The organism is Faecalicatena orotica, assembly GCF_905197545.1.
Lineage (GTDB): Bacteria > Bacillota > Clostridia > Lachnospirales > Lachnospiraceae > Faecalicatena_A > Faecalicatena_A orotica.
Window position 1 is genome coordinate 517,108 of the sequence record NZ_CAJJZH010000003.1, and the last position, 24,943, is coordinate 542,050.

Annotated in this window: 26 protein-coding genes; 16 read left to right on the forward strand and 10 right to left on the reverse strand. The window is 44.5% G+C overall.

Annotated elements, in window-relative coordinates:
- Positions 1–50: 50 nt before the first annotated feature.
- Positions 51–1,430: an MATE family efflux transporter gene (locus ABIN22_RS09140; protein ID WP_346908085.1), complete on the reverse strand. Its 1,380-nt coding sequence runs from the start codon at positions 1,428–1,430 to the stop codon at positions 51–53.
- A gap of 135 nt (positions 1,431–1,565) precedes the next feature.
- Here ABIN22_RS09140 and ABIN22_RS09145 point away from each other — a divergent pair, with 135 nt between their 5' ends.
- From ABIN22_RS09145 to ABIN22_RS09160, 4 genes are all read left to right on the forward strand, one after another.
- Positions 1,566–2,261, forward strand: a complete 696-nt coding sequence (locus ABIN22_RS09145) for a polysaccharide deacetylase family protein (RefSeq protein WP_242996216.1) — start codon at positions 1,566–1,568, stop codon at positions 2,259–2,261.
- 28 nt (positions 2,262–2,289) lie between these two features.
- The gene (locus ABIN22_RS09150; protein WP_346908087.1) at positions 2,290–3,012 is read left to right on the forward strand and encodes a tRNA threonylcarbamoyladenosine dehydratase; all 723 of its coding nucleotides are present in this window, start codon (positions 2,290–2,292) and stop codon (positions 3,010–3,012) included.
- 92 nt (positions 3,013–3,104) lie between these two features.
- Positions 3,105–3,956 carry a YitT family protein gene (locus ABIN22_RS09155; RefSeq protein ID WP_109733130.1) on the forward strand — a complete coding sequence of 284 codons (852 nt, stop codon included), beginning with the start codon at positions 3,105–3,107 and terminating at the stop codon, positions 3,954–3,956.
- A 225-nt stretch (positions 3,957–4,181) separates the two neighbouring features.
- Positions 4,182–4,970 (forward strand): MarR family winged helix-turn-helix transcriptional regulator, encoded by a 789-nt coding sequence (locus ABIN22_RS09160; protein WP_346908090.1) that lies wholly within the window; start codon positions 4,182–4,184, stop codon positions 4,968–4,970.
- A gap of 104 nt (positions 4,971–5,074) precedes the next feature.
- On the opposite strand, the gene ABIN22_RS09165 is transcribed toward ABIN22_RS09160, so the two are convergent.
- On the reverse strand, positions 5,075–5,698 hold the full coding sequence (locus ABIN22_RS09165; protein ID WP_346908092.1) for a GNAT family N-acetyltransferase: 624 nt from the start codon (positions 5,696–5,698) through the stop codon (positions 5,075–5,077).
- Between the two features lie 91 nt (positions 5,699–5,789).
- Here ABIN22_RS09165 and ABIN22_RS09170 point away from each other — a divergent pair, with 91 nt between their 5' ends.
- Together ABIN22_RS09170 and ABIN22_RS09175 are read left to right on the forward strand one after the other, a co-directional pair.
- Positions 5,790–6,593, forward strand: a complete 804-nt coding sequence (locus tag ABIN22_RS09170) for a MerR family transcriptional regulator (protein WP_346908094.1) — start codon at positions 5,790–5,792, stop codon at positions 6,591–6,593.
- A 142-nt stretch (positions 6,594–6,735) separates the two neighbouring features.
- On the forward strand, positions 6,736–8,052 hold the full coding sequence (locus ABIN22_RS09175; RefSeq protein WP_346908096.1) for a replication-associated recombination protein A: 1,317 nt from the start codon (positions 6,736–6,738) through the stop codon (positions 8,050–8,052).
- On the opposite strand, the gene ABIN22_RS09180 is transcribed toward ABIN22_RS09175, so the two are convergent.
- The 3 genes from ABIN22_RS09180 to ABIN22_RS09190 are packed head-to-tail and all read right to left on the reverse strand — an operon-like array spanning position 8,029 to position 10,609.
- Positions 8,029–8,541 (reverse strand): DUF4364 family protein, encoded by a 513-nt coding sequence (locus ABIN22_RS09180; RefSeq protein WP_109733138.1) that lies wholly within the window; start codon positions 8,539–8,541, stop codon positions 8,029–8,031. The two genes, ABIN22_RS09175 and ABIN22_RS09180, sit on opposite strands and share 24 nt — an antisense overlap.
- Positions 8,534–9,460 (reverse strand): tRNA modification radical SAM protein MnmL/YtqA, encoded by a 927-nt coding sequence (gene mnmL, locus ABIN22_RS09185; RefSeq protein WP_346908099.1) that lies wholly within the window; start codon positions 9,458–9,460, stop codon positions 8,534–8,536. Before mnmL ends, ABIN22_RS09180 begins: the two co-directional genes overlap by 8 nt.
- Positions 9,461–10,609 (reverse strand): NAD(P)-dependent malic enzyme, encoded by a 1,149-nt coding sequence (locus ABIN22_RS09190; RefSeq protein ID WP_346908101.1) that lies wholly within the window; start codon positions 10,607–10,609, stop codon positions 9,461–9,463. It lies immediately after the preceding gene.
- A 303-nt stretch (positions 10,610–10,912) separates the two neighbouring features.
- On the opposite strand from ABIN22_RS09190, the gene rho reads away from it, so the two are divergent.
- Complete coding sequence (gene rho / locus ABIN22_RS09195) at positions 10,913–12,262, forward strand: transcription termination factor Rho (protein ID WP_109733140.1); 1,350 nt, start codon at positions 10,913–10,915, stop codon at positions 12,260–12,262.
- 12 nt (positions 12,263–12,274) lie between these two features.
- Here rho and ABIN22_RS09200 read toward each other — a convergent pair whose 3' ends face one another.
- Complete coding sequence (locus tag ABIN22_RS09200; protein ID WP_109733141.1) at positions 12,275–13,036, reverse strand: sulfite exporter TauE/SafE family protein; 762 nt, start codon at positions 13,034–13,036, stop codon at positions 12,275–12,277.
- 235 nt (positions 13,037–13,271) lie between these two features.
- Between ABIN22_RS09200 and rpmE the strand changes: the two genes are divergently transcribed.
- From rpmE to prfA, 4 genes are all read left to right on the forward strand, one after another.
- Complete coding sequence (gene rpmE / locus ABIN22_RS09205; RefSeq protein WP_109733142.1) at positions 13,272–13,472, forward strand: 50S ribosomal protein L31; 201 nt, start codon at positions 13,272–13,274, stop codon at positions 13,470–13,472.
- A 135-nt stretch (positions 13,473–13,607) separates the two neighbouring features.
- A complete protein-coding gene (locus ABIN22_RS09210) occupies positions 13,608–14,540 on the forward strand; it encodes a DUF1385 domain-containing protein (protein WP_346908104.1) in 933 nt (310 codons plus the stop codon).
- On the forward strand, positions 14,537–15,445 hold the full coding sequence (prmC, locus tag ABIN22_RS09215; RefSeq protein ID WP_346908106.1) for a peptide chain release factor N(5)-glutamine methyltransferase: 909 nt from the start codon (positions 14,537–14,539) through the stop codon (positions 15,443–15,445). The genes ABIN22_RS09210 and prmC overlap by 4 nt, the downstream gene beginning before the upstream one ends.
- Before the next feature lie 31 nt (positions 15,446–15,476).
- A complete protein-coding gene (gene prfA / locus ABIN22_RS09220; RefSeq protein WP_109733145.1) occupies positions 15,477–16,550 on the forward strand; it encodes a peptide chain release factor 1 in 1,074 nt (357 codons plus the stop codon).
- A 146-nt stretch (positions 16,551–16,696) separates the two neighbouring features.
- Here the strand turns inward: prfA and ABIN22_RS09225 are convergent, their stop codons facing one another.
- The 3 genes from ABIN22_RS09225 to ABIN22_RS09235 form a co-directional block, all read right to left on the reverse strand.
- A complete protein-coding gene (locus tag ABIN22_RS09225; RefSeq protein ID WP_346908108.1) occupies positions 16,697–17,314 on the reverse strand; it encodes a VanZ family protein in 618 nt (205 codons plus the stop codon).
- A 253-nt stretch (positions 17,315–17,567) separates the two neighbouring features.
- Entirely contained in the window at positions 17,568–17,768 is a 201-nt protein-coding gene (locus ABIN22_RS09230; RefSeq protein WP_346908110.1) for a hypothetical protein, read from the reverse strand.
- Between the two features lie 227 nt (positions 17,769–17,995).
- Positions 17,996–18,538, reverse strand: a complete 543-nt coding sequence (locus ABIN22_RS09235; RefSeq protein WP_346908112.1) for a Uma2 family endonuclease — start codon at positions 18,536–18,538, stop codon at positions 17,996–17,998.
- Positions 18,539–18,707: 169 nt separating this feature from the next.
- On the opposite strand from ABIN22_RS09235, the gene ABIN22_RS09240 reads away from it, so the two are divergent.
- From ABIN22_RS09240 to ABIN22_RS09260, 5 genes are all read left to right on the forward strand, one after another.
- On the forward strand, positions 18,708–20,450 hold the full coding sequence (locus ABIN22_RS09240; RefSeq protein WP_109733148.1) for an ABC transporter ATP-binding protein: 1,743 nt from the start codon (positions 18,708–18,710) through the stop codon (positions 20,448–20,450).
- A 181-nt stretch (positions 20,451–20,631) separates the two neighbouring features.
- The gene (locus ABIN22_RS09245) at positions 20,632–21,531 is read left to right on the forward strand and encodes a DUF2156 domain-containing protein (RefSeq protein WP_118620301.1); all 900 of its coding nucleotides are present in this window, start codon (positions 20,632–20,634) and stop codon (positions 21,529–21,531) included.
- A gap of 33 nt (positions 21,532–21,564) precedes the next feature.
- Positions 21,565–22,752, forward strand: coding sequence for a pyridoxal phosphate-dependent aminotransferase (locus ABIN22_RS09250; protein ID WP_109733150.1), 1,188 nt, complete (start codon positions 21,565–21,567; stop codon positions 22,750–22,752).
- Between the two features lie 10 nt (positions 22,753–22,762).
- A complete protein-coding gene (hisC, locus tag ABIN22_RS09255; protein WP_346908115.1) occupies positions 22,763–23,821 on the forward strand; it encodes a histidinol-phosphate transaminase in 1,059 nt (352 codons plus the stop codon).
- 13 nt (positions 23,822–23,834) lie between these two features.
- Positions 23,835–24,344, forward strand: a complete 510-nt coding sequence (locus tag ABIN22_RS09260) for a COG2426 family protein (protein ID WP_109733152.1) — start codon at positions 23,835–23,837, stop codon at positions 24,342–24,344.
- Positions 24,345–24,405: 61 nt separating this feature from the next.
- On the opposite strand, the gene ABIN22_RS09265 is transcribed toward ABIN22_RS09260, so the two are convergent.
- Positions 24,406–24,735: a helix-turn-helix domain-containing protein gene (locus ABIN22_RS09265; RefSeq protein WP_242996217.1), complete on the reverse strand. Its 330-nt coding sequence runs from the start codon at positions 24,733–24,735 to the stop codon at positions 24,406–24,408.
- Between the last annotated feature and the right edge of the window lie 208 nt (positions 24,736–24,943).

Genomic DNA, 24,943 nt, shown 5'->3' on the forward strand with positions numbered 1-24,943 from the left:
CCGGACGGCCCGCGGTGCACATCCCTTCCCGGCGGGCCTCCTGTCAATTCTTAAGAAACACTCGTTTCCACTCCCAGCGGTTTCACCTTCTGGCGTATGATGCGCTTAAACAGCAGAGATGACAGTACCACAGAAACAATCTCCGCGATTGGAATCGCCCACCATACCATGTGAAGCCCAAACAGCTCAGCAAAAAGATAAGCTACCGGAAGGATCACAAATAACTGTCTTGCAACAGACACGATCAGGCTGTATACCCCGTTCCCGAGTGCCTGAAAAGCAGAACCTACGATAATACAGTAGCCTGCAAATATAAAACTCAGGCTGATGATGCGCAGCGCCGGCACCCCGATCTCCAGCATATGTTCAGAAGCATCGAACAGTCTCAGCAGCTGTGCCGGGAAGATCTGGAATATGGCAAGCCCAAGTATCATAATGCCGACAGCAATCATAACACTCAGATTAATGGTCTTCATGATTCTTTTCTTATCACGTGCACCGTAATTGTAGGCGACAATCGGAATCATACCATTGTTGAGGCCGAACACCGGCATAAAAATAAAGCTCTGCAGTTTAAAATACACACCGAACACGGCTGCGGCGGTAGATGAGAAGATCAGAAGGATCTTATTCATTCCAAATACCATGACAGATCCGATGGACTGCATAATAATAGAAGGCACGCCGACTTTATAAATGTTGGCGATAATCGTCCGGTCAGGGCGGAATCCTTTCATATTAATATTCAGTTCTGGATTTTTCCGGCAGTTAAAGTATAAAGACATACATACGGCTACAAGCTGGCCGATAACGGTTGCAAGTGCTGCCCCTGCGACTTCCATTCTCGGCAGGCCAAACAGGCCGAAGATCAGGATCGGGTCAAGGACAATGTTGATGACGGCCCCGGTTCCCTGTGTGATCATATTATAAATTGTTCTTCCGGTGGACTGCATCAGACGTTCAAAGGTAATCTGCATGAAGATGCCGACGGATACAATCGTGATGATCAGCATGTATTGTGTACCATAACGGATGATGACGGGATCATTTGTCTGGACGGTAAAGAAAAGATGCGAACCAAACAGACCAATCAGTGCCATCACAATATAGCTGGCCATGCCGAGAAAAATCCCGTTTCTGGCAACGTTATTCGCCTCCTCGAACTTCTTCTCCCCGAGATGTCTGGAAAGGAGCGCATTGATGCCGACACCGGTGCCCGCGGAAATGGCAATCATCAGGTTCTGTACGGGAAAGGCAAGCGAAACTGCAGTCAGGGCGGCTTCATTAATCTTTGCGACAAAGACACTGTCCACGACATTATAAAGCGCCTGTACGAGCATCGAAATGACCATAGGCAGAGACATTGTAATTAAAAGTTTCGGAACGGGCATAACGCCCATTTTGTTTTCTTGTTGTAATGGTTTTTCCATATTTTTATAATTCCTCCTCATTTGTGGCACAATGCTTATTATAACATCAATAAAATATAGTTACAATGCATATATTTAAAGGAAGCGTTAAAAAAGGGTCGTGACGGTTTGCGTTTTAAAAGGATGATGCAGGGCATGGGCCTGGTCTATGTTCTGCTTCTGATGGGAGTGGTCTATCCGTCTTTCTTCAGGGAAAATACGGTGGAAAATGAGAAGCGGGAAGTGTCGAGTCCCAATGCGATTGCATATGTGGCAGAGTCAATGACGGAGAAACCAAGAATTGCAATTACTTTCGACGACGGGCCGAATGCCACCTACACCCCGAAACTGCTGGATGGCCTGAAAGAACGAGGCGTGAAGGCTACATTTTTCCTGATCGGGCAAAATATAGAAAAAAATGGAAACAGAGAAATTGTGAAACGGATGTATGAGGAAGGCCACCTGATTGGAAATCATACATACCATCATGTGGAGATTACGAAGGTGAGTAATGAGGAGGCTTATCAGGAAATTGTTATGACGAATGAACTAATCAGCAGCATTACAGGGGAAGAGGTACAGTTCATGAGGCCCCCGTTCGGACTGTGGCAGAAAGAGCTTGAACAGAAGATCCATGTACTCCCCGTGATGTGGAGTATCGACCCTCTCGACTGGGCCACAGAAAATGTAGACGAAATTGTAAATAAGGTAGTGACGGAAGCGGAAGAAAATGATATTATTCTGTTGCATGACTGTTATGACAGCTCTGTAAAAGCGGCTCTGAAAATCATTGACCGGCTGACCGCTGAAGGATATGAGTTTGTAACAGTCGATGAATTGATGATGGATTAAATGACAGGACATAAAACAGGAGAAAAAGATGAATACACTAAATGAATATTCAAGAACAGAATTACTGATAGGTGCAGAAGGGATAAACCGGCTTAAGAATGCGTCAGTGATGGTATTCGGTGTCGGCGGCGTAGGTTCGCACTGTATCGAGGCACTTGCCAGAAGCGGGGTGGGAAATCTGGTACTGGTAGATAATGATACGGTATCACTCACAAATATTAACCGCCAGTCCATTGCGTATCACAGCACGATAGGAAAGTACAAGACGAAAGTAATGGAAGAACGTATCCATGATATCAATCCGGCAATCCGGGTGAAGACATATGAAACATTCGTACTCCCGGATAATCTCCAGTCTCTGTTCGAAGAGAAGCCGGATTATATCATAGATGCAATAGACACGGTTACTGCCAAACTTGCGCTTGCCAAGCTGGCCCGGGAATTGGATATCCCTCTCATCAGCAGCATGGGAACAGGAAACAAGCTTCATCCGGAACTGTTTGAAATAGAGGATATATCAAAGACAAGCGTATGCCCCTTATGCAAGGTCATGCGCAGGGAATTGAAAAACAGGGGGATATACCACTTAAAAGTGCTGTATTCAAAAGAAAAACCGATTGACACATCAAATAGGGATACAGGAGAGGAAAAGGGTGCGAGGCGCAGTCTCCCGGGAAGTATTTCATTCGTCCCTCCCGTAGCAGGCCTCCTGATTGCCGGGGAAGTCATCAGAGAGATCGTTTTCCAATAAATGAAGTGCAAATTGGACAGACTTATAGTATACTATAGGCAATATGCGGTTGTTAGGATTAAAAAACATAGTGGGAATAGGAGAAATTAATAATGAACTCAAAGAAAAATTCGGTCCGTGAGTTTTTAATCATTACATTCGGAATGATGCTCGTGGCGGCGGCAGTCTATTTTTTCATGGTTCCGAGTAATATCGTGGTAGGAAGTATTTCCGGTCTGGCCCTTGTCCTGTCACAGCTTATCGGAATCCAGCTCTCTGTTATTACATTTATATTGAACGCAGTACTCTTAGTAGTGGGATTTATTTTTATCGGGAAAGAATTTGGTGCAAAGACAATTTATACATCCATGCTTCTTCCAGTTTTTCTATGGCTTTATGAGCGGATATTCCCAGTAACTAAGTCGGTGACAGGGAATCCGGTATTCGACCTTGTAACTTACATCCTGATCGTAGCGTTGGGACAGGCAATGCTGTTTCATGTCAATGCTTCTTCCGGCGGAATTGATATTGTGGCAAAAATCATCAGCAAGTTTACCCATATGGAGATCGGAAAAGCAGTGACCGCGGCGGGGATGGTAACGGCGATGACCTCTATTTTTGTCTACGACTTTTCAACACTGGTTGTCAGCATCCTTGGGACATATGCGAATGGCATCGCGGTAGATTACTTCATAGACGGATTTAACAAGAGGAAGAGGGTCTGCATTCTTTCTGACAACTATCAGGAGATTCAGGATTATATTATGAAGGAATTAAACAGGGGAGTGACACTATATGAGGCACAGGGTGCCTATGACAAAAAGAAGCGGACAGAACTGGTGACAATCCTGACCCAGCAGGAATATAAGCTGCTCCTGAACTACCTGCACACGACCCAGACCAATATATTCGTAACAGTGTCCACAGTGAATGAAGTAGTGGGACAATGGAATAAAAAACAATAAGAAGAAATGGCAGACTGTTAAAAGGCGTAAATCCGGATATTGGGTTGCGCCTTTTTGTAATACATGTTAGTGGAGTGATAGGCTGGGGATTGATCTAATCCATATCTTTTTAAAATAAATTAATTAGGTACCTTGACAAATAAGAGAGCGAGTGATATTATTTATACAAGGTACCTAACTAATTGCAGATTTCAACCGATTTTTAAGAAAGAGAGGAAATTATTTATGAATAATCAAGAAGTTAATAACCAAAAACAGAATCAGGAATTTTGTAACCAGTGTAACCGGCAGTGCCCAAAGGACGATCTTTTGTGCGGAAGGGGCAGGGCTTATTTCGGCATCGGAGACAACGGGGACGAAAGAGGCTCAGAGTCAGGAGACAGCCGGTCCGGGGATCACAGAGATTTTAACGGGGACCCTGAAAGAAAGCGTGGATACAGAGCTGCCCGTGAAAGACTGCGCAAAGAGCGCATGGCGGAGCTCCACAGGGACAGCGAAGGCAGGCATCACGGTCATGGAGGATGGCACGGACAGTCCGAAGAGGAGATGCCGCTTTCCCAGCTGTTAAGCAGCTGCGGTCATATTGCGGGGCACGCCGACAGACGTTTCAGGGGACAGGGACGCATCCTGCACATCCTCTCCCAACAACAGGAAATGAGCCAGAAAGAACTTCAGGAAGCCATGCAGGTCGAGGCAGGTTCGCTGAGCGAAATCATGGGTAAAATGGAAGCGAAGGGTATACTTGAGCGAAAGAAAGACGACAATGACCGCAGAAGAATGCTTGTCCAGCTTACAGAGGCCGGACGGAAAGCTGCATTGGAATCTATGAAGGATACAAATACCGGGGAGGATATGTTTCAGGTACTGAGTGAGGAAGAACAGCAGCAGTTAAAGGAAATACTCGTGAAATTACTGAAGCAGTGGAAAGAAGACTTTGCAAAAGAAGGGCACGGCAGACAAAATGGGCACAGGCATGGAGGAGATCATCAGCATTCCCGGTCCGGGAAGGAATAAGGGCAGTGCTGCCAGAGATGAAAGCTTATAAAAATAGCTGCATAAAGGCATATGAAAACAATAGAAGTCTGGTTTTCATATGCCTTTTATAAAATTCCCTGAGATTATTTACAGTAATAATCGTAGATAAAGAAATTCATTTTTGCAGTCTGCCCGTTTATCATAAAGGTATGTTCTTTCTCGCAGCGCCGCGTCATTCCCTGGTGTTCATAAAATCCATAATTGCAGCTTGTATCGGTAAACAAGTAAAAGGCATCCAGTTTCTGCTCCTTCATATAATCAAGGGCAGATTGAAACAGTACCTTCCCGATCCCTTTTCCACGGCAGGAGGAATCAACTGCAAATAATGCAATCTCCGCAGGATAAGTTCTGCCGCAGTCCTGTAAAAGCTGCTGATCTATTCCATTTACATTCCCGAAGATTTTCGATACGTTTCTACCTTCTTTGGAAAGAAACAGGGAAATTACTGCGGTTAACTGTCTGATTTTCCGGCTAAACGGACATCTATGTATTGCCCTGTTTTTGGCTAAAATGATGCCGACAGGTACTCCATTATCAAGGGCAGCACGGGAAAAGGTGTAGTTCGTCAGGCAGCTGCTTAAATACACCCGTGCTAATTTGGATGCGGTCTTTGAGCTGCATAATTCATCATAATGCCATGTCTCTCTGATTATGTTTTCCAATGCCTTAAAATCCTGATTCTGAAATTCTCTTAATGTAATCTGCATACTAATTTCTCCTTGTCTGTAATCTTTACAGCATTTATAATAAAGTATACAGTTACTGTAAAGTCAATAATGGAATGAAAAGAGGTTAAAAATGAAAAGAAATCTGGCAAAACTGACTACGGCACAATTTGCCAAACTGCACAAGGTAAATAAACGGACACTGCATTACTATGATATGATCGGTCTTTTTTCACCAGATATGAAAGGAGATAACGGCTATAGATACTATGACATTTCACAAAGTATAGATTTTGAATATATCCGGATGCTGAAAGATTTGAACATGAGCATTGAAGAAATACAAACTTATCTGCAGCATCCTGATTCAGAGAGCTTTATTAAAATGGCTGAAATAAAAGAAAAAGAAATCGAAACACAAATACAGAACTTAAAGAAGGTAAAACAGGTATTACATACGAAAAGGGGGCAGGCAGTTTTTTGCAGGACATTAGATGAACAAGAAATCAGAATTACAGAATGCGATGCTGAAGAATATTTTATCCTTCCTTATGATTTCTTAAATGATGATTTAACAGATTTATTTTCATATGTAAAAGAATCCTGGAGCATCGAGCAGATCCGAATGGGAATTGGGGGATTTATATCCGCAGACAAAATCATGAGAGGGGAATTTGATATGTATGACGGTATTTATTCCCCTGCGGCAAAGGGCCCGTCGTCCGCGAAAAAGCTAGTAAGGCCGAAAGGAAAATATTTATGCGGTTATCAAAAAGGAACATGGGACAAATTACCTCAGATTTATCATAAGATGATTTCATTTGCAAAAGATCATGATTTTAAGCTGGCTGGGTATGCTTATGAATCAGGTCTCAATGAATTTATGATTGATAGTGAAAATGAGTATATTACACAGATCATGATAAGAATTGAGTAAGCACTTTTTCAATTGTATTGCAGCGGAAAGAAAGAGGTATTGAATTTTCCGCCCTTTTGGAATAATATAAGTATCAGGCTCTATTTTTAAAGTAGACTATATGAAAAGCAATGTATAATTCTATGGAAAGGAAGTTGTCATCATGGATTTATTTGACTATATGAGAGAAACAAAGCAGGAGAAGGAGTCGCCTCTTGCGTCAAGGATGCGTCCAACGACTCTGGATGAGGTGGTGGGACAGCAGCACATTATCGGAAAGGACAAGCTGCTGTACCGGGCAATTAAGGCTGACAAGCTTGGCTCCCTGATTTTTTACGGCCCGCCGGGGACGGGTAAGACGACACTGGCGAAGGTGATTGCCAATACGACGAGTTCTGAATTCAAGCAGATCAATGCGACGATTGCAGGGAAGAAGGACATGGAGGAAGTGGTGAAAGGAGCGAAGGAGCTTCTGGGGATGTACCAGAAGAAGACGATTCTGTTTGTCGATGAGATTCACCGTTTCAATAAGGGACAGCAGGATTACCTTCTGCCTTACGTGGAGGACGGCACGATCACGCTGATTGGCGCCACCACGGAGAATCCTTATTTTGAAGTGAACGGGGCCCTGATATCACGTTCCAGTGTGTTTGAACTGCGGTCACTGAGCAAAGACGAGGTGAAGACTCTGATAAAACGGGCAGTCTATGATGAGAAGAAGGGGATGGGGAGCTTTTCGGCTGAGATCGATGACGATGCGCTGGATTTTCTCGCTGATGTTTCCGGCGGGGATGCGAGAAATGCTTTGAATGCTGTTGAGCTCGGAATCCTCACGACGGAGCGAAGTGCGGATGGGAAAATACATATTACGCTGGATGTGGCTTCCGAGTGTATCCAGAAGAGGGTAGTGCGGTATGATAAGACAGGAGATAACCATTACGATACCATTTCTGCGTTCATTAAGAGTATGCGCGGGTCAGACCCGGATGCGGCCGTTTATTATCTGGCGAAGATGCTCTATGCGGGCGAAGATATTAAGTTCATTGCCAGAAGGATCATGATCTGTGCCTCCGAGGATGTGGGCAATGCCGATCCGATGGCATTGACGGTTGCAGTGTCCGCGGCTCAGGCGGCGGAGCGGATCGGTATGCCGGAATCCCAGATCATTCTGTCCCAGGCAGTCACTTATGTGGCATCCGCTCCGAAGAGCAACTCAGCCACGAATGCTATTTTTTCCGCAATGGAGAGTGTAAAGAACCAGAAGACGACTGTCCCGTCACATCTTCAGGACGCGCATTATAAGGGATCACAGAAGCTGGGGCATGGCATCGGCTATAAATATGCCCATGATTATCCGAACCACTATGTTGACCAGCAGTATCTCCCGGATGAAATAAAAGACGCCAGATTCTACGAACCGGGCGTCATGGGTTATGAAAAAACAATCAAAGAACATTTAGAGAAGCTTAGACAGGAGTAATGCATAGATATCCTGGCATTGTCCGGTCCAGTTATTTGCGATGGTTTCGGCCTCGACCTCTGTAGGAACGGTAAGTTTCAGGTCGATGAGGCTGAAACCATTTTCTACGATCTGGCACTGCACATCGTATTCATGCCTTGTATTCAGATAGTAATCAGACTTTATGGCAACTTCTTCTTTCAGGTCATACTGCTTTTCCTTAAGAAATTCATCAATATCTTTCTGGATTGCAGGGGAGATTTTGTTTTTGAAAAACTGAATGGTTTCTTCCCCGTTCTCGGTCAGGTGATATAATGTCCTGTTGTGGGTCGTCTCAACCCTGAGTAATCCTGACTCCATCATTTCTGACAAGGTCTCCTGAAGCTTAAAGTACGTTGTGTAGCCTTTGTCCAATATAAATTCTGAGATTTGTGAGGTCGTCAGCGGAAAGTCTACTTTCTCGAGCATGTACAATACAATTAGTTTATAGAGTGTGAATGATTCAGCCATAATACTCCTTTCCCTGCCAGATATCCTGCTCCTTTAAATAGCGGTGCAGTGTATTCAGCACAGTTCTTTTATTGCTTGTCCACAGAGGGGCGGTCAGAAGGCTGCCCGGTCCGTCGCCTGTCAGTCGGTGGATCGTGATCTGCGGATTCAGGTGTGAGATACAGGTCCCCAGGAAACGGATATATTCGTCCATATCCGGAACCGGGAAGGGATGCGCCTCATATATTTCTGCAAGGTCTGTATCTTTTAAAATATGCAGAAGCTGGAGCTTTATTCCCTGAATATCCATATGATTCAGATAATCAAGTGTTTCCATCATCATTTCTTTCGTCTCTCCGGGAAGGAAGAGGATTGTATGGACTATGACGGTAATTCCAAGTGCCCTCAGATCCTTCACTGCTTTTTCAAAAACAGGCAGTTCATATCCCCTGCGGATGAACTTAGCGGTATCTGCGTGTATTGTCTGCAGGCCAAGCTCGATCCAGACAGGCTTTATCCGGTTTAACCGTCCCAATAGTTCCAATACGTCATCACCGAGACAGTCGGGCCTTGTTGCAATGGAAAGAATCTTTACATCGTCGTCCTGAACAGCTTCTGTAAAGATTTGTTCCAGACGGCTTAACGGAGCATAGGTATTAGTAAATGCCTGAAAATAAGCAATATAAGAGTGGACCGGCCTTTTTCCGTTCAGTTCCTGCTTGCCGCGTGCAATCTGTTCCGAGATGGACAGCGTTTTAGGACCGGCAAAATCACCGGAACCACTGGCACTACAGAAGATGCAGCCGCCCGTTCCGACGGTCCCGTCACGGTTCGGGCATGTCATGCCCCCGTTCAGTGTAATCTTATAAACTTTTTCGTGGTAAATCTGCTTTAAATCATAATCCAGAGAGTGGTAGCGCTTTTCCCCCCAGCGGTTCATCTATATCAATTCCTTTACTGCTTTGCTTACTGCATCAGCCACACGCGGATCGAATGCTTCCGGAAGAATATTATTTTCATTCAATTCTTCGTCAGGTACAAGACCTGCAATCGCCTTTGCGGTCGCCAGCTTCATTTCTTCTGTGATCTGTGCTGCACGTCCTTCCAGAGCCCCTTTGAAGATCCCCGGGAATGCAACGACATTATTGACCTGGTTCGGGAAATCAGAACGCCCTGTTCCGACTACTTTTGCTCCCGCTTCTTTCGCAAGGTCAGGCATGATCTCCGGAACAGGATTCGCCATAGCAAAGAGGATGGCATCCTGGTTCATGGAAGCGACCATCTCTTTTGTGACGATGTTAGGAGCCGAGACACCTACAAAAATATCAGCACCTTTCAGGGCATCTGCCAGTGTGCCTGTATTTCCTTCAAGGTTTGTGACTTCAGTCATCTTTTTCTGCATCCAGTTCAGATTAGGGGAAGCCTTGCTGATGATGCCATTGATGTCACACATTGTAACATTCTGAAAACCGTATGTGAGAAGCAGCTTCGTGATGGCCACCCCTGCAGAACCCGCGCCGTTAACCACGACTTTACAGCTTTCTTTTGCCTTTCCCGTCACTTTCAGGGCATTGATTACACCAGCCAGTACAACAATGGCCGTACCATGCTGGTCATCGTGGAAAACAGGAATATCCAGAAGTTCCTTCAGGCGCTCCTCAATCTCGAAACAGCGCGGTGCCGAAATATCTTCCAGATTGATCCCGCCGAAGGCAGGGGCTATATTTACAATTGTTTTAATGATCTCTTCTGTATCCTGGGTGTCCAGACAGATCGGCACGGCATTGACACCGCCAAATTCTTTGAACAGGACGGCCTTCCCTTCCATAACGGGCATCGCCGCACGTGCACCGATGTTACCGAGCCCAAGGACCGCGCTCCCGTCAGATACGACCGCGATCGTATTCGCTTTGATTGTATATTTATACGCCGCATCCGGATCTTTAGCAATGACCTTACACGGTTCTGCAACACCCGGGGTATAAGCGATAGCAAGGTCTTCCCTTGAATTCACATGGGCTTTTGCTGTGGTCTCGATTTTTCCGTTCCATTGTTCATGCATCTGCAATGCTTTTTCACTGTTTGTCATTTTGTTACCTCGCTGTTTTATAATGTTCTTCTTATTGTTATATCTGTTCATTATCATATCACTCTTGGAAATGCAACGCAAGCAGGAAACAAAATGGTTTGTGATAGTTTTGCAAAAAAAACTTTCCTTTTTGCGAAAGATGATGTATAATAGGTACAGATTTAATACATCTATGGAGACAGGTATGGCATACATCCCTGAATTCGGACAAGTCACTTCAGACTAAGGTTCCCGCGACATTTTTTATAAAATGAATACATGAACTTAATAACATTAATTTTAAAGAAAGGAATAGTTGAATTTATGACGAGAGAAAAGTATGAATCTCTGCCTCTTGCTACACTTAAGGAGCTTGCAAAGGCCAGAAAAATGAAAGGCGTTTCCACGATGAAAAAAAGTGATCTGATAGAGGCTATGCTTTCACAGGACAAGAAAGAAGAAATGGAGGAGGCAAAGGCAGAAGCGAAGGAAGAAATTAAAGAAGAATTAAAAGATAAGAAGGAGACTACTGATATCGAGCAGCTGGACAGCGGGGAAACAGCGAATGGTATTCTGGAGGTACTGCCTGACGGATATGGGTTTATCCGCTGTGAGAATTATCTGCCGGGGGAGAAGGACGTATATGTTTCACCTTCCCAGATCCGCAGATTTAATTTGAAAACAGGAGATATTATTACGGGAAACAAAAGAATCAAGACACAGTCTGAAAAGTTCAGTGCTCTTTTGTATGTTTCAACAATTAACGGACTGAGGCCGGCAGAAGCGATGAAGCGCACCAATTTCGAAGACCTGACTCCGATTTTCCCGAACCAGCGCCTGCGTCTGGAGACACCGGGATGCTCTACTGCAATGAGAATCGTAGACCTGCTTTCACCAATCGGAAAGGGACAGCGTGGTATGATTGTGTCTCCTCCGAAGGCAGGTAAGACAACCTTGTTAAAAGAGGCGGCACTATCTGTACAGAAGAGAGAGCCGAACATGCATCTTCTGATCCTCCTGATCGATGAGCGTCCGGAGGAAGTTACCGATATTAAAGAAGCAATCGGGGGACCGAATGTAGAGGTTATTTATTCTACGTTTGATGAACTTCCGGAGCATCACAAAAGAGTGTCTGAGATGGTGATCGAGCGTGCAAAACGCCTTGTTGAGCACGGCAAGGATGTCATGATCCTTCTGGACAGTATCACGAGGCTTGCACGTGCATACAACCTGACCGTTCCACCGTCAGGAAGAACACTTTCCGGCGGTCTCGACCCGGCGGCGCTGCATATGCCGAAGCGTTTCTTTGGTGCGGCGAGAAATATGAGAGAGGGCGGAAGCCTGACCATTCTTGCAACCGCACTTGTTGAGACGGGAAGTAAGATGGATGATGTCGTATACGAGGAGTTCAAAGGTACCGGCAACATGGAACTTGTTCTGGACAGGAAACTGCAGGAGAAGAGAGTATTCCCTGCAATTGATATTCCGAAGTCAGGAACAAGAAGAGAAGACCTTCTGCTGACAAGAGAAGAGCAGGATGCTGTTTACATTATCCGCAGGGCAATGAATGGTATGAAAGCAGATGAGGCTGTGGACAATCTTCTCAATATGTTCGCCCAGACAAAGAACAACGCAGATCTTGTACAGACGGTAATTAAGAAGAAATTTATATAAATCTGATGTACCTTAATATACATTCAGTACTTTTAAAAGCAGAAGGAAAAGGACGAGCAGGATACTCGGTTTTACAATCTTTGCCCCGTTCTTCATAACCATCCCGGCTCCCAGATAACCGCCGGCCATGTTGCATAAAGCGGCGGCGATTCCGACAGGGATCAGAACCTGCCCGTTTATAAGGAATATGACTAAGGATGTAATATTTGTCGTTAAATTAATGACCTTTGCCTGCCCGTTGGATGTCTTAATGCTCAGCTTTGCAAATACGGTGAATGCGATGATCAGAAAGGTTCCGGTTCCCGGACCGTAAAAGCCGTCGTACATACCGATGATCAGGGCGGCGATCGTGGCGGTGAGGTAGGTTCTTTTATCGAGGGTAACCGTATCACTTCCCTTGTCATGGAACAGTTTTTTGTTCAGTACAAGGAATGCAGATACAGGCAGAATCCCGACCAGAACATACAGCATGATTTTTTCCGGCACGATCATGGAGATATGGGCGCCGATGGAAGAACCGATGATCGCGGCAATGACAGACGGGACAGCGAGCTTAAAATTTACCAGTCCGTTTTTGATAAAGCGGTAAGTTGCAAGTGCGGTTCCGCAAGTGGAAGACATCTTGTTCGTGGCAACTGCCGTGTGAGGGGGCAGCCCTGCAATCAGATAGGCAGGAAGTGAGATAAGTCCGCCGCCTCCGCCGATGGCATCTACCATTCCGGCAAGGAACAGAAAGGGACAGACAATAAAAAATGTGGATGCTGTAATTTCCATTAGAAGTACTCCTTTGTAATTAAACTTAGTAAGAGCAGTATAACATGACAAAATAACATTACACAACTACTGTATTACTTCTATTTTATGTTGCCCGGCAGGTCTGGTTCAAAAAAATAAGCCGTTTCACAGATTATTCAGAGAAATCACTTGCAAAACAAAAAATCTTATGATACAATAACAAAGCTGTTTAGAGATTATAATAACTATATTTTGAAATAGAGAGGTGAAAATCATGAGAGAAGGAATCCATCCAGAGTACCATCAGGCAACAGTAACTTGCAACTGTGGGAACACATTCGTAACAGGTTCTACAAACAAAGATATCCACGTAGAAATCTGCTCCAAATGCCATCCATTCTACACAGGCCAGCAGAAAGCTAACCAGGCTCGCGGACGTGTAGACAAGTTCAATAAGAAATATGGTATGAAATAGGAATGATTTATTGCAGGCTGAGGTGAAAATCTCAGCCTGTTGTTAAATTATAGCATTGTAGAAGATCATCAAAAGGTCAGCAACTTCAAAGAGAAGGAACTGACCCTTTTTACGGTCCTACAGACAGGAGGATAGATGAAGTCATCTAATATAGGCGGTCAGGCGGTGCTGGAAGGCATCATGATGAAGAACCGGGATAAGTATGCTGTAGCAGTCAGGAAGCCTGACAAAGAGATTGAAGTAAGTGTAGACGAATATAAGAGTGTCATTCCCTGGAAATCGGTGACAAAGGTTCCTTTTATCAGGGGGATTTTCAATTTTATTGATTCGATGGTGCTGGGGATGAAGACACTGATGTTTTCTGCCAGCTTTTTTGAAGATGAAGAGGGGACTCCGGAAGTTCTTACGGAAGAGGCCTTAGCAAAGCGGGAGAAAAGGGATAAGATGATCATGAACCTGACCGTTGCCTTTTCTGTCGTTCTGGCGGTGGGGATTTTTATGGTACTCCCTTACTTCCTCAGCAACATTCTGAGAAAACATATAGAATCAAGGGCGGTAATTACGATTCTGGAAGGTGTGATCCGTGTGGGAATATTCTTGGCATACATTCTGCTTGTGTCGAGAATGGAGGATATCCAGAGAACCTTTATGTATCACGGGGCGGAACACAAGTGTATTAACTGCATCGAACACGGACTGACTCTGAATGTAGAGAATGTCCGGGCAAGTTCCAAGCAGCATAAACGCTGTGGGACAAGTTTCTTGTTCTTTGTCATGATTGTAAGTATCATATTCTGTTTCTTTATTACCGCGGAATCCCAGATTATGAGGGTGCTTCTGCGTATCGCCCTTTTCCCGCTGATTGCAGGGGTATCTTATGAGATTATCAAGCTGGCGGGAAACAGTGATAATGTGATCGTCAACCTGCTGAGCAGGCCGGGACTCTGGGTACAGAATCTGACGACAAAAGAACCTGACGACAGCATGATTGAAGTGGCAATCTGTGCGGTGGAAGCAGTGTTCGACTGGAAGGCATATGAGGCCGAGAACTTCGGTAGAGAGTTATGACGATGCAGGAAGCATATCAGCAGGGGGAAAAACTGCTGGTGCAGGCACAAATACCGGATGCCCGTCTGGATGCATGGTATCTGCTGGAACATGTGACCGGGGTGAGCCGGGCCATGTATTATGCCATGCCGGACAAGGAACTTTCGGAAGAACAGGCGGATCAGTATTCAAATTTTATCAGCAGGAGGGCGGCACATATCCCGTTGCAGCACCTGACGGGGGAACAGGAATTCATGGGGCTTACCTTCCGGGTAAACGAGCATGTTTTAATCCCGAGACAGGATACAGAACTTGTAGTGGAAGAAGCACTGAAAATCATGGAAAGCCGTTCTGAGGCAGAATATCCGGCAGGTAAAGCGGACGACAGTAAGAAACAGGATTTCAGGGTGCTGGATATGTGCACGGGTTCCGGATGCATTCTTCTTAGCGTGCTGTATCATGCCGGAAAGGATAAAAAGTGCGGGAATCTAAAGATGGCCGGAACCGGCGCGGATATTTCGGAAGAGGCACTGGAAACTGCACGGATAAATGAAGAATTACTTAATATAGAAGCAGAGTTCATACACAGCGATTTATTCGATGAGGTAGAAGGAAGGTTTGAGCTGATTGTATCGAACCCGCCTTATATCCGTACAGATGAGATCAGTAAGCTTCAGGATGAAGTCCAGGGCCATGACCCGTGGATTGCATTGGATGGAAAAGAGGACGGCCTTTACTTTTACAGGAAGATTATCTCAGGGGCGGGTGGTTACCTGAGTGATGGAGGACACCTTGTATTTGAAATCGGTTTTGACCAGGCTGATGCGGTCAGTACCCTGATGAGGGATGCCGGATTCAGAGATATCATGGTAAAAAAGGACCTTGCAGGTCTTGACCGTGCAGTGATTGGCGTGTATGATAGGTAAAGTAGTGTTAAGTGAGAAAGGATAGAGAAAAATGTTTGACAGATTAGAAGATTTGCTGATCCGTTACGAGGAAGTGATGGGGGAATTACAGGAGCCGGACGTGGCGAATGACCCGGAACGTTTTCGCAGACTGATGAAGGAACAGAGTGATCTGGGTCCGATCGTGGAAGCATATAGAGAATACAAGCAGTGTAAACAAAACATAGAGGACAGCCTCATCATGCTGGACGAGGAGTCCGATGACGAGATGCGTGAGATGGCGAAGGAAGAATTAAATGAGTCAAAAGCACGTGTAGAAGAATTGGAACAGGAACTGAAGATCCTGCTTCTTCCAAAAGACCCGAACGATGACAAGAACGTTATGGTGGAGATCCGTGCGGGCGCCGGCGGAGACGAGGCGGCTTTATTCGCGGCAGAGATTTACCGTATGTATGTCCATTATGCGGAAGGACGCCGCTGGAAGATAGAGATGATCTCTCTGAACGAGAATGGGATCGGCGGATTCAAGGAATGTGTATTTATGATCACAGGACAGGGAGCGTATTCCCGTTTAAAATATGAGAGCGGTGTACACCGTGTACAGCGTGTGCCGGAAACGGAAAGCGGTGGAAGAATCCATACATCAACGATCACGGTTGCGATTATGCCTGAGGCGGAGGATGTCGATGTTGTGATTGAGGACAAAGATATCCGTATTGATGTTATGCGTGCATCCGGAAACGGCGGACAGTGCGTCAATACGACAGACTCTGCCGTACGTCTGACGCATTATCCGACCGGAATTGTTATCTACAGCCAGACAGAGAAGTCACAGCTCCAGAACAAGGAAAAAGCGTTCAGACTGCTCCGTTCCAAGCTGTATGACCTGGAGATGGAGAAGCAGCAGGCATCAGAGGCGGAGGCAAGAAGAAGCCAGATTGGTACCGGCGACAGATCTGAAAAGATCAGGACTTACAACTTCCCGCAGGGAAGGGTCACTGACCATAGAATTAAGCTGACACTCCATAAGCTGGATACAGTATTAAACGGAGATCTGGATGAGATTATTGACAGCCTGATTGCGGCAGACCAGAGTGCAAAACTTGCAAATATGAATAATGAGTAATGAATAGAAAAAAGAAGCATACAGGGATAACGATTGATTCTGTAGAATCAGCCGCCACCCTGTGTGCTTTTTTGCATAAAACCCGGAAACAATAGCACAGATGTGCATCTATTCTGCGGGTTAAAAGTATGTTCTTACTTTTGTGGTCACATGAAGAACGTCCGCACCATCCAACGCCAGTTAAAGAGGAAAAATTCACCGGCCATGCTGAGTACGAGATAGACTGCAGCCTCTTTGCCGGAGAGTGAAATTTCTCTTTTCCCGCCTTTAGGGTGGAACATACATACGAAGATAATCCAGATGACATACCCGGCGACGGCTCCGAGCGTATTCATGATAAGATCATCTATATCTGTTACACGGTTGTTGAACAGCTGGCAGAATTCGATACCGAAGGAATACCCTGCTCCTGCCAGAAGTACTTTGAGCGGGGAGCGGAATTCTTTCCAGATGAACGGAAGCAGGAATCCAAGCGGCATGAACATGATGATATTCAGGGACTGGGAAAAGCCCGTTATATCAGTGAACGGAATCAGGTTGATTTTGTCAACGGAGATGATGCCGTCATATTTCCCAATATCCCAGATAGTGCCGATGCCGGTTGCCTCCAGAACCATATACAGGTACAGTAAGAAAATCAGAACCCAGATAAAATGGGGCCCGCTCAGGCAGACGCCGGGTTTTCTTTTTTGCAGGAATATATAAAAAATACACGGCAGCATCATACATAAAAGCGGGTAAAGTGTTGAAATCAGAATTGTCATAGTATCTCCTCCCTCTGTTTCATCTTTTATTGGTTATCCTTATTTTTACAGGTCCATTTTAAAATTCACGTATTATTTTATTAAGAATTATTTAATTTGGGGAGGAGTTTATGAAGTATAGAAAAATCAAGGGCGATAACTGTTAACCCTTGATTTTACGATGTTTCTTATATATTTTACAGTAGATCAGGACTGGCTTTACTACATCTGAATATTTCTTCCTGAACAATTAGATTTTGTCAAGCACGTTCTGTCACTTATCCGATTCTTTTTCCAATGCATCTGTCCTGCGAATAAGTATTTCGTGTACGCGTTCAACCTCATCAAATATGATTTCGTCCATAGCTTTTAATTCTGCTGTATCTTTCATCTGTTGATGTTTCAGATCTTTCATTCCTTTTTCAAGATCTCCAACTTTTTCAAGTAATAAATCTAATTTTTCGCTGTCTGTCATATGAATACCTCCAATGTTATCAACTTGCCAGTCTTTAAATTTGTTATTGCCTTTTTAGGGAGTAAATTCCCGTGCCGGATTTGGGTTTGATTAAACCTATTCTTTTTGAGGATGTCAAACATATCTATTTTATATTTAATCACAGTATCCCTTTCCTTATATGATATCATGCTACAAAGTATTGTCAATAAAAAGACTCTAATTACAGGATAAAAGCTATTGGTAAATTAGACCAATTGCGCCATTTTGATAACGAGGTCATCATAAATGCAGACGCTGATATCTTCATCAAAAGTATATAGGTTGGATTCTTTCTCTTTCTCGAAATCATATACCATTACCGTATGCTTCTGAGGATCTACAATCCAGTATTCACGTACCCCGGCAGTGCGGTACTTAAACAGCTTTACACCATAATCCATCTGCGGATTGGAAGGGGAGGTTATTTCAATCACCCAGTCCGGAGCGCCGCTGCATCCACTGTCTGTGAGCTTGCTTTTGTCACATATAACGGAGATGTCAGGCTCCACGTAATTTTTATCGTCTTTATTGAGAAAGACTGCAAATGGGACGGGATATACCTCACAGCAGCCTTCCCTGCGTTTGATATAGTCGCGAATTTGATAATTTAATTCAGAAACAAGTTTCTGATGCTGTCTGTTGGGCGGTGACATCATATATAGTTTGCCATCAATTAACTCTGCCCGCTGCCCGTCTGGCAGGGAGTAGATATCATCAATAGTATAAGCCCGCTGCTGTGCCAGTGCCATAATACATACCTCATTATTCGATAAAGTATTGCCTTTTTTCGTCTTCTTTAAAGAAAGGATAACGTGACAAGTTAAAAAAGTCAATAAAAAGAAAGAGAGGTTTACAAACGTCCTTCAACTGGAGTAATATGGTATTCATAAATTGTGAACAGTCAGAGAGGGAATGAAGATGAAAGAGAAACTAAAAAAATTATTTGCTTATTATAAGCCCTATATGGGGTTATTTTACAGTGACATGTTTTTCGCTGTCCTGGGGGCGGCTGTGACGCTTGTGATACCCCTGCTTGTCAGGTATATTACGAATGAAGTTATATATTTTGATGCGGATGAGGCAAAACATGCGATTTTTGTACTCGGCGCAGTGATGATCGGCCTCGTCCTGCTGGAAGTCTTCTGTAACTTCTATATCGCCTATTTCGGACATATTATGGGTGCGAAGATGGAAGCCAATATGCGGAGCGATATTTTCGGACATTATCAAAAGCTGACATTTGCTTTCTACGACAATCAGAAGGTGGGGCACCTGCTGTCCAGAATTACAAGTGATCTGTTTGATATTAGCGAACTTCTGCATCACGGACCGGAAGATCTCGTTATTTCTATCATTAAAATTGTCGGTTCATTTATCATTTTACTGACCGTAAACGTAAAACTGGCCCTGATCGCATTCGCATTTATCCCGGTTATGGCCGTATATGCTTTCTATTATAACGGTAAGATGAAGAAGGCGTTCAAACGTAATCGTGAGAAAATTGCAGATATTAACAGCCAGATCGAAGACAGCCTTTCCGGAATCCGGGTTGTAAAATCTTTCGCGAATGAAAATGTAGAGATGAAAAAGTTCAAAGTAGGGAATGATAACTTTGTAGCGGCAAAAAAGACGAGTTATAAATATATGGGGATCTATAACTCCGGCCTTGGTGCAATGAGCACCCTGATTACGGTAATCGTACTGCTCTCGGGAGTCGGGATGATGCTCACGGAGAGCATCGCCGTGACCGATTTGATCACGTTTCTTCTCTATATCAATAACTTCACTGAACCTGTGAAGAAACTGGTAACATTTACAGAGCAGTTCCAGAACGGGTATTCAGGATTTGAAAGATTTCTGGAAGTACTTTCTATTGCACCGGATATCGCAGACGAGCCGGACGCAGTGTCACTCGATGAGGTGAAAGGGGAGATCGAGTTCAAAGGAGTTTCATTTTATTATGAAAATGAAGCGGATAGGGTTCTCGATAACCTGAACCTGAAAGTGGCAGCAGGGGACTATATTGCGCTGGTCGGCCCCTCTGGTGTTGGAAAGACGACGCTCTGCAGCCTGATACCAAGGTTCTATGAGGTGAAGGAAGGTGGAATCTATCTGGATGGGACGGATATCAGGCATATCAAACTGGAGGAACTGAGGAATCATATCGGAATTGTACAGCAGGATGTGTATCTGTTTGCGGGAAGTATTATGGATAATATCCGCTATGGCAGGCCGGATGCGACAGATGAAGAGGTAGTCCGGGCCGCTAAGAATGCCAATGCACATGAATTTATCATAAGTTTCCCGGAGGGGTATGATACAGATATCGGACAGCGTGGCGTGAAGCTTTCGGGCGGACAGAAACAGCGGCTGTCGATCGCGCGCGTATTCCTGAAGAACCCGGAAGTATTGATTTTTGACGAGGCAACTTCTGCACTGGATAACGAGAGTGAGAAGGTGGTCCAGCAGTCAATGGAAAATCTGGCGGAAAACAGGACTACGTTCGTAATTGCCCACAGGCTTTCAACAATCCGCAATGCACAGCGGATCCTCGTGATGACGGAAACCGGGATTGCGGAAGAAGGAACACATGAAGAACTGATTGAAAAGAAAGGGATCTATGCGGGTCTGTATCAGATGATGCCGGGAGCGTCAGCGTAAAATAGCACTTTTTACGGGAGAATAATTACTTCAGACCGGCAGGGATATTGTCAGATAAAGAGAAAATGTGTTATACTATCAAAGTATGTAATTTTTATCTTGAAAAAAGATAAGATAATAATCGATATGCAGAGACGTATCTGATTCAGAAAAACTAACATTCAGAAAGAGAAGGACAGGAATGGAAGATATAATATTTAAGAGGCCGGAGCTGGAAGATAAGGAGATCATAGATTCTTATTTTGCAAAAGCGCCAAGCAGGAGCTGCGAGAGAACATTTGATAATGTATATCTCTGGTCCCGGCATTACCATGTGAAGTACGCAGTTGTAGAGGATGCATTGATTTTTCAGGATGACGAGGCTGGACTCGCTTTTGCTTATCCGGCAGGGGAGCCTGAGTGTGTTAAGAATGCGCTAGAATTCCTTGATAAATATAGCCAGGAGAAGGGATATCCGTTAAAACTATATAATGTGACCGAAGAGAACTTCGCACAGCTGGAATCCTGGTATCCCGGTGAATATCAGGTCGAATACGTGCGGGATGTGGCTGACTATGTCTACGAATCTGAGAAGCTGGCGACGCTGGCAGGCAAGAAGCTGCATAGTAAGAGGAACCATATCAATAAGTTTAAGTCAATCTACCCAAACTGGAGCTATGAAAAGCTGACAGATGAAAATCAGGAAGAATGTTTCCAGATGGCATTGAAATGGAGAAATCAGAACGGATGTAATGATGATCCCGATAAAAATGCAGAGATGTGCGTGACGCTTAATTCCATCAGATTATATAAGGAATTAGGGCAGACGGGGGGCATTATCAGGATAGACGGAAAAATTGCCGCATTTGCAATCGGTGAACCGATCTGTGACGATACCTTTGTCGTACACATTGAGAAGGCATTTCCTGAGATCGACGGCGCTTATACGATGATTAACCAGCAGTTTGTGCTGCATGAGTGTATGGACTACAAGTATGTGAACCGGGAAGACGATGCCGGGTCAGAAGGCCTGAGAAAGGCAAAGCTGTCTTATAAACCGGCGTTTATGGTGGAAAAAGGCATTGTAACAAGGAAACAGTAAAAGCAAAATAAATTAAGAAACGGAGAGAAAGCAATGATTTCAAAAAAAATGGAAAATATGGTCGCAAACAGTTCAGCAATCCGTGCAATGTTCGAAGAAGGCAACCGCCTGGCAGGGATTTATGGTGCAGAGAATGTATACGATTTTAGTCTCGGCAATCCGAACGTACCGGCACCTGAGGCTGTGAAGACTGCAATCAGAGAACTTCTGGATGAAGAGAACCCGGTTGTACTACACGGATATACAAACAGCAATGCAGGGTATGAGGATGTGAGGCAGGCTGTTGCAGATTCGGTAAACGAAAAATTTGGAACGAATTTTGGTTCCAAAAATATTACGATGACAGTCGGTGCGGCAGGCGGGCTGAATGTGATTCTGAAATCACTGCTGAATCCCGGGGACGAAGTGATCGCTTTTGCACCATATTTCGGCGAATACAGAAGCTACACAAACAATTATGACGGAGTGCTTGTGGAGATTTCCCCAAATACCGGGACATTCCAGCCAAAGCTGGAGGAGTTCGAAGAAAAGATCACAGCGAAAACAAAGGCAGTTATTGTGAATACACCGAACAATCCGACAGGTGTTGTCTATTCTGAGGAAACAATCAAAAGGATGGCAGCCATTATGGAAGCAAAGCAGAAGGAGTTTGGCACAGAAATCTATCTGATCTCTGATGAGCCTTACAGAGAACTGGCTTATGACGGCGTGGAGGTTCCGTATCTGACGAAATATTATGCGAATACGATAGTTGGCTATTCTTACAGCAAGTCACTTTCCCTCCCGGGAGAACGGATCGGATACCTTGTTATCCCGGATGAGGCCGCTGACAGTGAGAAGCTTATCAGCGCAGCAAATGTAGCAACCAGGATTCTTGGTTTTGTAAATGCCCCGACCCTTCAGCAGAAGGTCGTAAAGAAGTGTCTGGGAGAGAAGACTGATATTTCTTATTATAACAGAAACCGTGAGACACTTTACAATGGCCTGAAAGACCTTGGATTTGAATGCATCAAACCGGAAGGCGCTTTTTACTTATTCGTAAAATCACCGGTAGCTGACGAAAAGGAATTCTGTGCGGCAGCGAAAAAATACAATATTCTGATTGTACCGGGAAGCTCCTTTGCGTGCCCTGGATATGTGCGGCTTGCATACTGTGTATCTTACGAAACGATTGTAAACTCTCTGCCGAAGTTTGCAGAACTGGCAGCGGAGTATAAATAGGAGTCGGAAAATGGAATTAAACCCAAAGATTTTAGAAAATATCCGCAAAGTCGAGCCATATGTTCCCGGAGAACAGCCGCAGAACAGAGTCATCAAATTAAATACCAATGAAAACCCGTATCCACCGGCGCCCGGAGTCGTTGAAGCAGTAAGGAATATGGATGTGGACCGCTTTAGGCTGTATCCCGACCCGACTGCCTCTTCTCTCGTGAATGCACTCTCTGAGTACTATGGAGTAGGAGAAGACCAGGTGTTTGTCGGAGTAGGTTCTGACGACGTACTGTCTATGTGCTTCCTGACCTTCTTTAACTCAGATAAACCGGTCCTGTTTCCGGATATTACATACTCTTTCTACAAGGTCTGGGCGGAATTATACAGGATTCCTTATGTATGCCCTGAAGTAGATGAGGGATTTCGCATCAGGAGAGAGGATTATTACAGGGAGAACGGGGGGATCATTTTCCCGAACCCGAATGCACCTACAGCGATTTATGAGGAACTAGATTTTGTGGAGGATATCGTCAGCCGCAATCAGGATGTCATTGTCATTGTAGATGAGGCATATATTGATTTTGCGGGCAGGTCTGCACTGGAGCTTCTGGACAAATACAGGAACCTTCTGGTCGTACAGACATTTTCCAAGGCAAGGTCTATGGCCGGGATGCGCATCGGCTATGCGATTGGTGCGCCGGAATTGATCAAATACCTGAATGATGTGAAATATTCATTCAATTCTTACACCATGAACCAGCCGTCGCTTGTCTATGGTGTGGAAGCCGTGAAGGATAAGGCATATTTTGAAGAGACAGTGGGCAGAATTATTGAGACAAGGGAGTGGGCCAAGAAAGAACTCAAAGAACTGGGATTTGTATTCCCGGATGCAAAAGCGAACTTTATCTTTGCGACCCATCCCGAATATGATGCGAAAGAGCTGTTTGAAGCCCTGAAGAAAGAAAATATCTATGTCAGATACTGGGGCAGCAGGAGGATAGAACAATACCTGCGTATCACGATAGGCACAAGAGAAGAAATGGAAGAGCTTTTCAGCTTTTTGAAAAGATATAAATAGGAGAGTATAATATATGAAAGAAGCTTTAATTGATTGGTTTGTAGTGAATCTGGGGGGGAAAGTAAGCAAAGAATTTATTGTATTCCTCATTTCTATGGTTCCGATTCTGGAACTTCGCGGAGGCTTGCTGGCAGCCGGACCGGCTATATTGGATGTTGCAAAATGGCAGGCAATACCGATATGTATCATAGGAAACCTGATTCCGATTCCATTCATACTGCTGTTAATTACGAAGATTTTTGACTGGATGAAAGGCACGAAGAAGCTGCGGCCTATGGTAGAAAAACTGGAAGCAAAAGCTATGAGCAAAAGTGGCAGAATTGAGAAGTATGAATTCTGGGGACTCGTGCTCTTCGTGGGAATCCCGCTCCCGGGCACCGGGGCATGGACAGGTTCGCTGATAGCGGCACTTCTGGGAATCCGTTTCCGGAAAGCTTTCCCGGCTATTGTACTTGGCGTGCTGATAGCGGCATTTATCATGACGATACTGTCCTATACGGTAATCGGTGGAATTCTGGGCTAGATGGTATTTTGACTGGTATTGCGAAAGGCATTGTACATCACACCCGATGTACAGTGCCTTTTTATGCTTCATCATTTACAAAAATGGACACCAGATGTTCCAGAGAATCACAACAGAATTTCCTGAGATCCGGAGAGAGCCGGGAGTAACTTGTTAAAAGCCTTTTTTCTGATTCCGTAGGTATATACTGCAAGGGATCCCCGCTGAATTCCGAACCGGTCAGCAGGTAATCCACAGAAACGTGGAAGAAACCGGCGATCTGCAATAAGCGCTCATAATCGGGCTGCTTCCCCTTGGTTTCATATCCTGCTATCGTGGAACGTGTTACACCAAGCTCTTTGGCCAGAGCTTCCTGTGTGATAGCTTTTTCTTCTCTTAATTTTTTTAACATGGCTGCGAACCTCATATGGCACCTCCCTGATTTTGGAATATTTTACCAGTTAGTTATAATTAATTGACGTTTTGTGTTGAAAATCAACAAAATAAACATTTATGTGTCAGATCGCCACATATTGAATATTGTTTACAGGTTTTTCAGGGACGGTAACACACATTGCTGTGTAAGTGATACCCGTTGACATGGCTCCTGAAAATTCGTA

Excerpts from the sequence above, each read along its gene's own strand:
- ABIN22_RS09240 (WP_109733148.1), top strand. The coding sequence starts at position 18,708 with ATGAAAGAGAAACTAAAAAAATTATTTGCTTATTATAAGCCCTATATG.
- ABIN22_RS09170 (WP_346908094.1), top strand. The coding sequence starts at position 5,790 with ATGAAAAGAAATCTGGCAAAACTGACTACGGCACAATTTGCCAAACTG.
- ABIN22_RS09250 (WP_109733150.1), top strand. The coding sequence starts at position 21,565 with ATGATTTCAAAAAAAATGGAAAATATGGTCGCAAACAGTTCAGCAATC.
- ABIN22_RS09210 (WP_346908104.1), top strand. The coding sequence starts at position 13,608 with ATGAAGTCATCTAATATAGGCGGTCAGGCGGTGCTGGAAGGCATCATG.
- ABIN22_RS09165 (WP_346908092.1), bottom strand. The coding sequence starts at position 5,698 with ATGCAGATTACATTAAGAGAATTTCAGAATCAGGATTTTAAGGCATTG.
- ABIN22_RS09160 (WP_346908090.1), top strand. The coding sequence starts at position 4,182 with ATGAATAATCAAGAAGTTAATAACCAAAAACAGAATCAGGAATTTTGT.
- prfA (WP_109733145.1), top strand. The coding sequence starts at position 15,477 with ATGTTTGACAGATTAGAAGATTTGCTGATCCGTTACGAGGAAGTGATG.
- prmC (WP_346908106.1), top strand. The coding sequence starts at position 14,537 with ATGACGATGCAGGAAGCATATCAGCAGGGGGAAAAACTGCTGGTGCAG.
- ABIN22_RS09140 (WP_346908085.1), bottom strand. The coding sequence starts at position 1,430 with ATGGAAAAACCATTACAACAAGAAAACAAAATGGGCGTTATGCCCGTT.
- rpmE (WP_109733142.1), top strand. The coding sequence starts at position 13,272 with ATGAGAGAAGGAATCCATCCAGAGTACCATCAGGCAACAGTAACTTGC.
- ABIN22_RS09235 (WP_346908112.1), bottom strand. The coding sequence starts at position 18,538 with ATGGCACTGGCACAGCAGCGGGCTTATACTATTGATGATATCTACTCC.
- hisC (WP_346908115.1), top strand. The coding sequence starts at position 22,763 with ATGGAATTAAACCCAAAGATTTTAGAAAATATCCGCAAAGTCGAGCCA.
- ABIN22_RS09145 (WP_242996216.1), top strand. The coding sequence starts at position 1,566 with ATGGGCCTGGTCTATGTTCTGCTTCTGATGGGAGTGGTCTATCCGTCT.
- ABIN22_RS09225 (WP_346908108.1), bottom strand. The coding sequence starts at position 17,314 with ATGACAATTCTGATTTCAACACTTTACCCGCTTTTATGTATGATGCTG.
- ABIN22_RS09245 (WP_118620301.1), top strand. The coding sequence starts at position 20,632 with ATGGAAGATATAATATTTAAGAGGCCGGAGCTGGAAGATAAGGAGATC.
- ABIN22_RS09265 (WP_242996217.1), bottom strand. The coding sequence starts at position 24,735 with ATGTTAAAAAAATTAAGAGAAGAAAAAGCTATCACACAGGAAGCTCTG.
- ABIN22_RS09200 (WP_109733141.1), bottom strand. The coding sequence starts at position 13,036 with ATGGAAATTACAGCATCCACATTTTTTATTGTCTGTCCCTTTCTGTTC.
- ABIN22_RS09260 (WP_109733152.1), top strand. The coding sequence starts at position 23,835 with ATGAAAGAAGCTTTAATTGATTGGTTTGTAGTGAATCTGGGGGGGAAA.
- mnmL (WP_346908099.1), bottom strand. The coding sequence starts at position 9,460 with ATGAACCGCTGGGGGGAAAAGCGCTACCACTCTCTGGATTATGATTTA.
- ABIN22_RS09230 (WP_346908110.1), bottom strand. The coding sequence starts at position 17,768 with ATGACAGACAGCGAAAAATTAGATTTATTACTTGAAAAAGTTGGAGAT.
- ABIN22_RS09175 (WP_346908096.1), top strand. The coding sequence starts at position 6,736 with ATGGATTTATTTGACTATATGAGAGAAACAAAGCAGGAGAAGGAGTCG.
- ABIN22_RS09155 (WP_109733130.1), top strand. The coding sequence starts at position 3,105 with ATGAACTCAAAGAAAAATTCGGTCCGTGAGTTTTTAATCATTACATTC.
- ABIN22_RS09180 (WP_109733138.1), bottom strand. The coding sequence starts at position 8,541 with ATGGCTGAATCATTCACACTCTATAAACTAATTGTATTGTACATGCTC.
- ABIN22_RS09150 (WP_346908087.1), top strand. The coding sequence starts at position 2,290 with ATGAATACACTAAATGAATATTCAAGAACAGAATTACTGATAGGTGCA.
- rho (WP_109733140.1), top strand. The coding sequence starts at position 10,913 with ATGACGAGAGAAAAGTATGAATCTCTGCCTCTTGCTACACTTAAGGAG.
- ABIN22_RS09190 (WP_346908101.1), bottom strand. The coding sequence starts at position 10,609 with ATGACAAACAGTGAAAAAGCATTGCAGATGCATGAACAATGGAACGGA.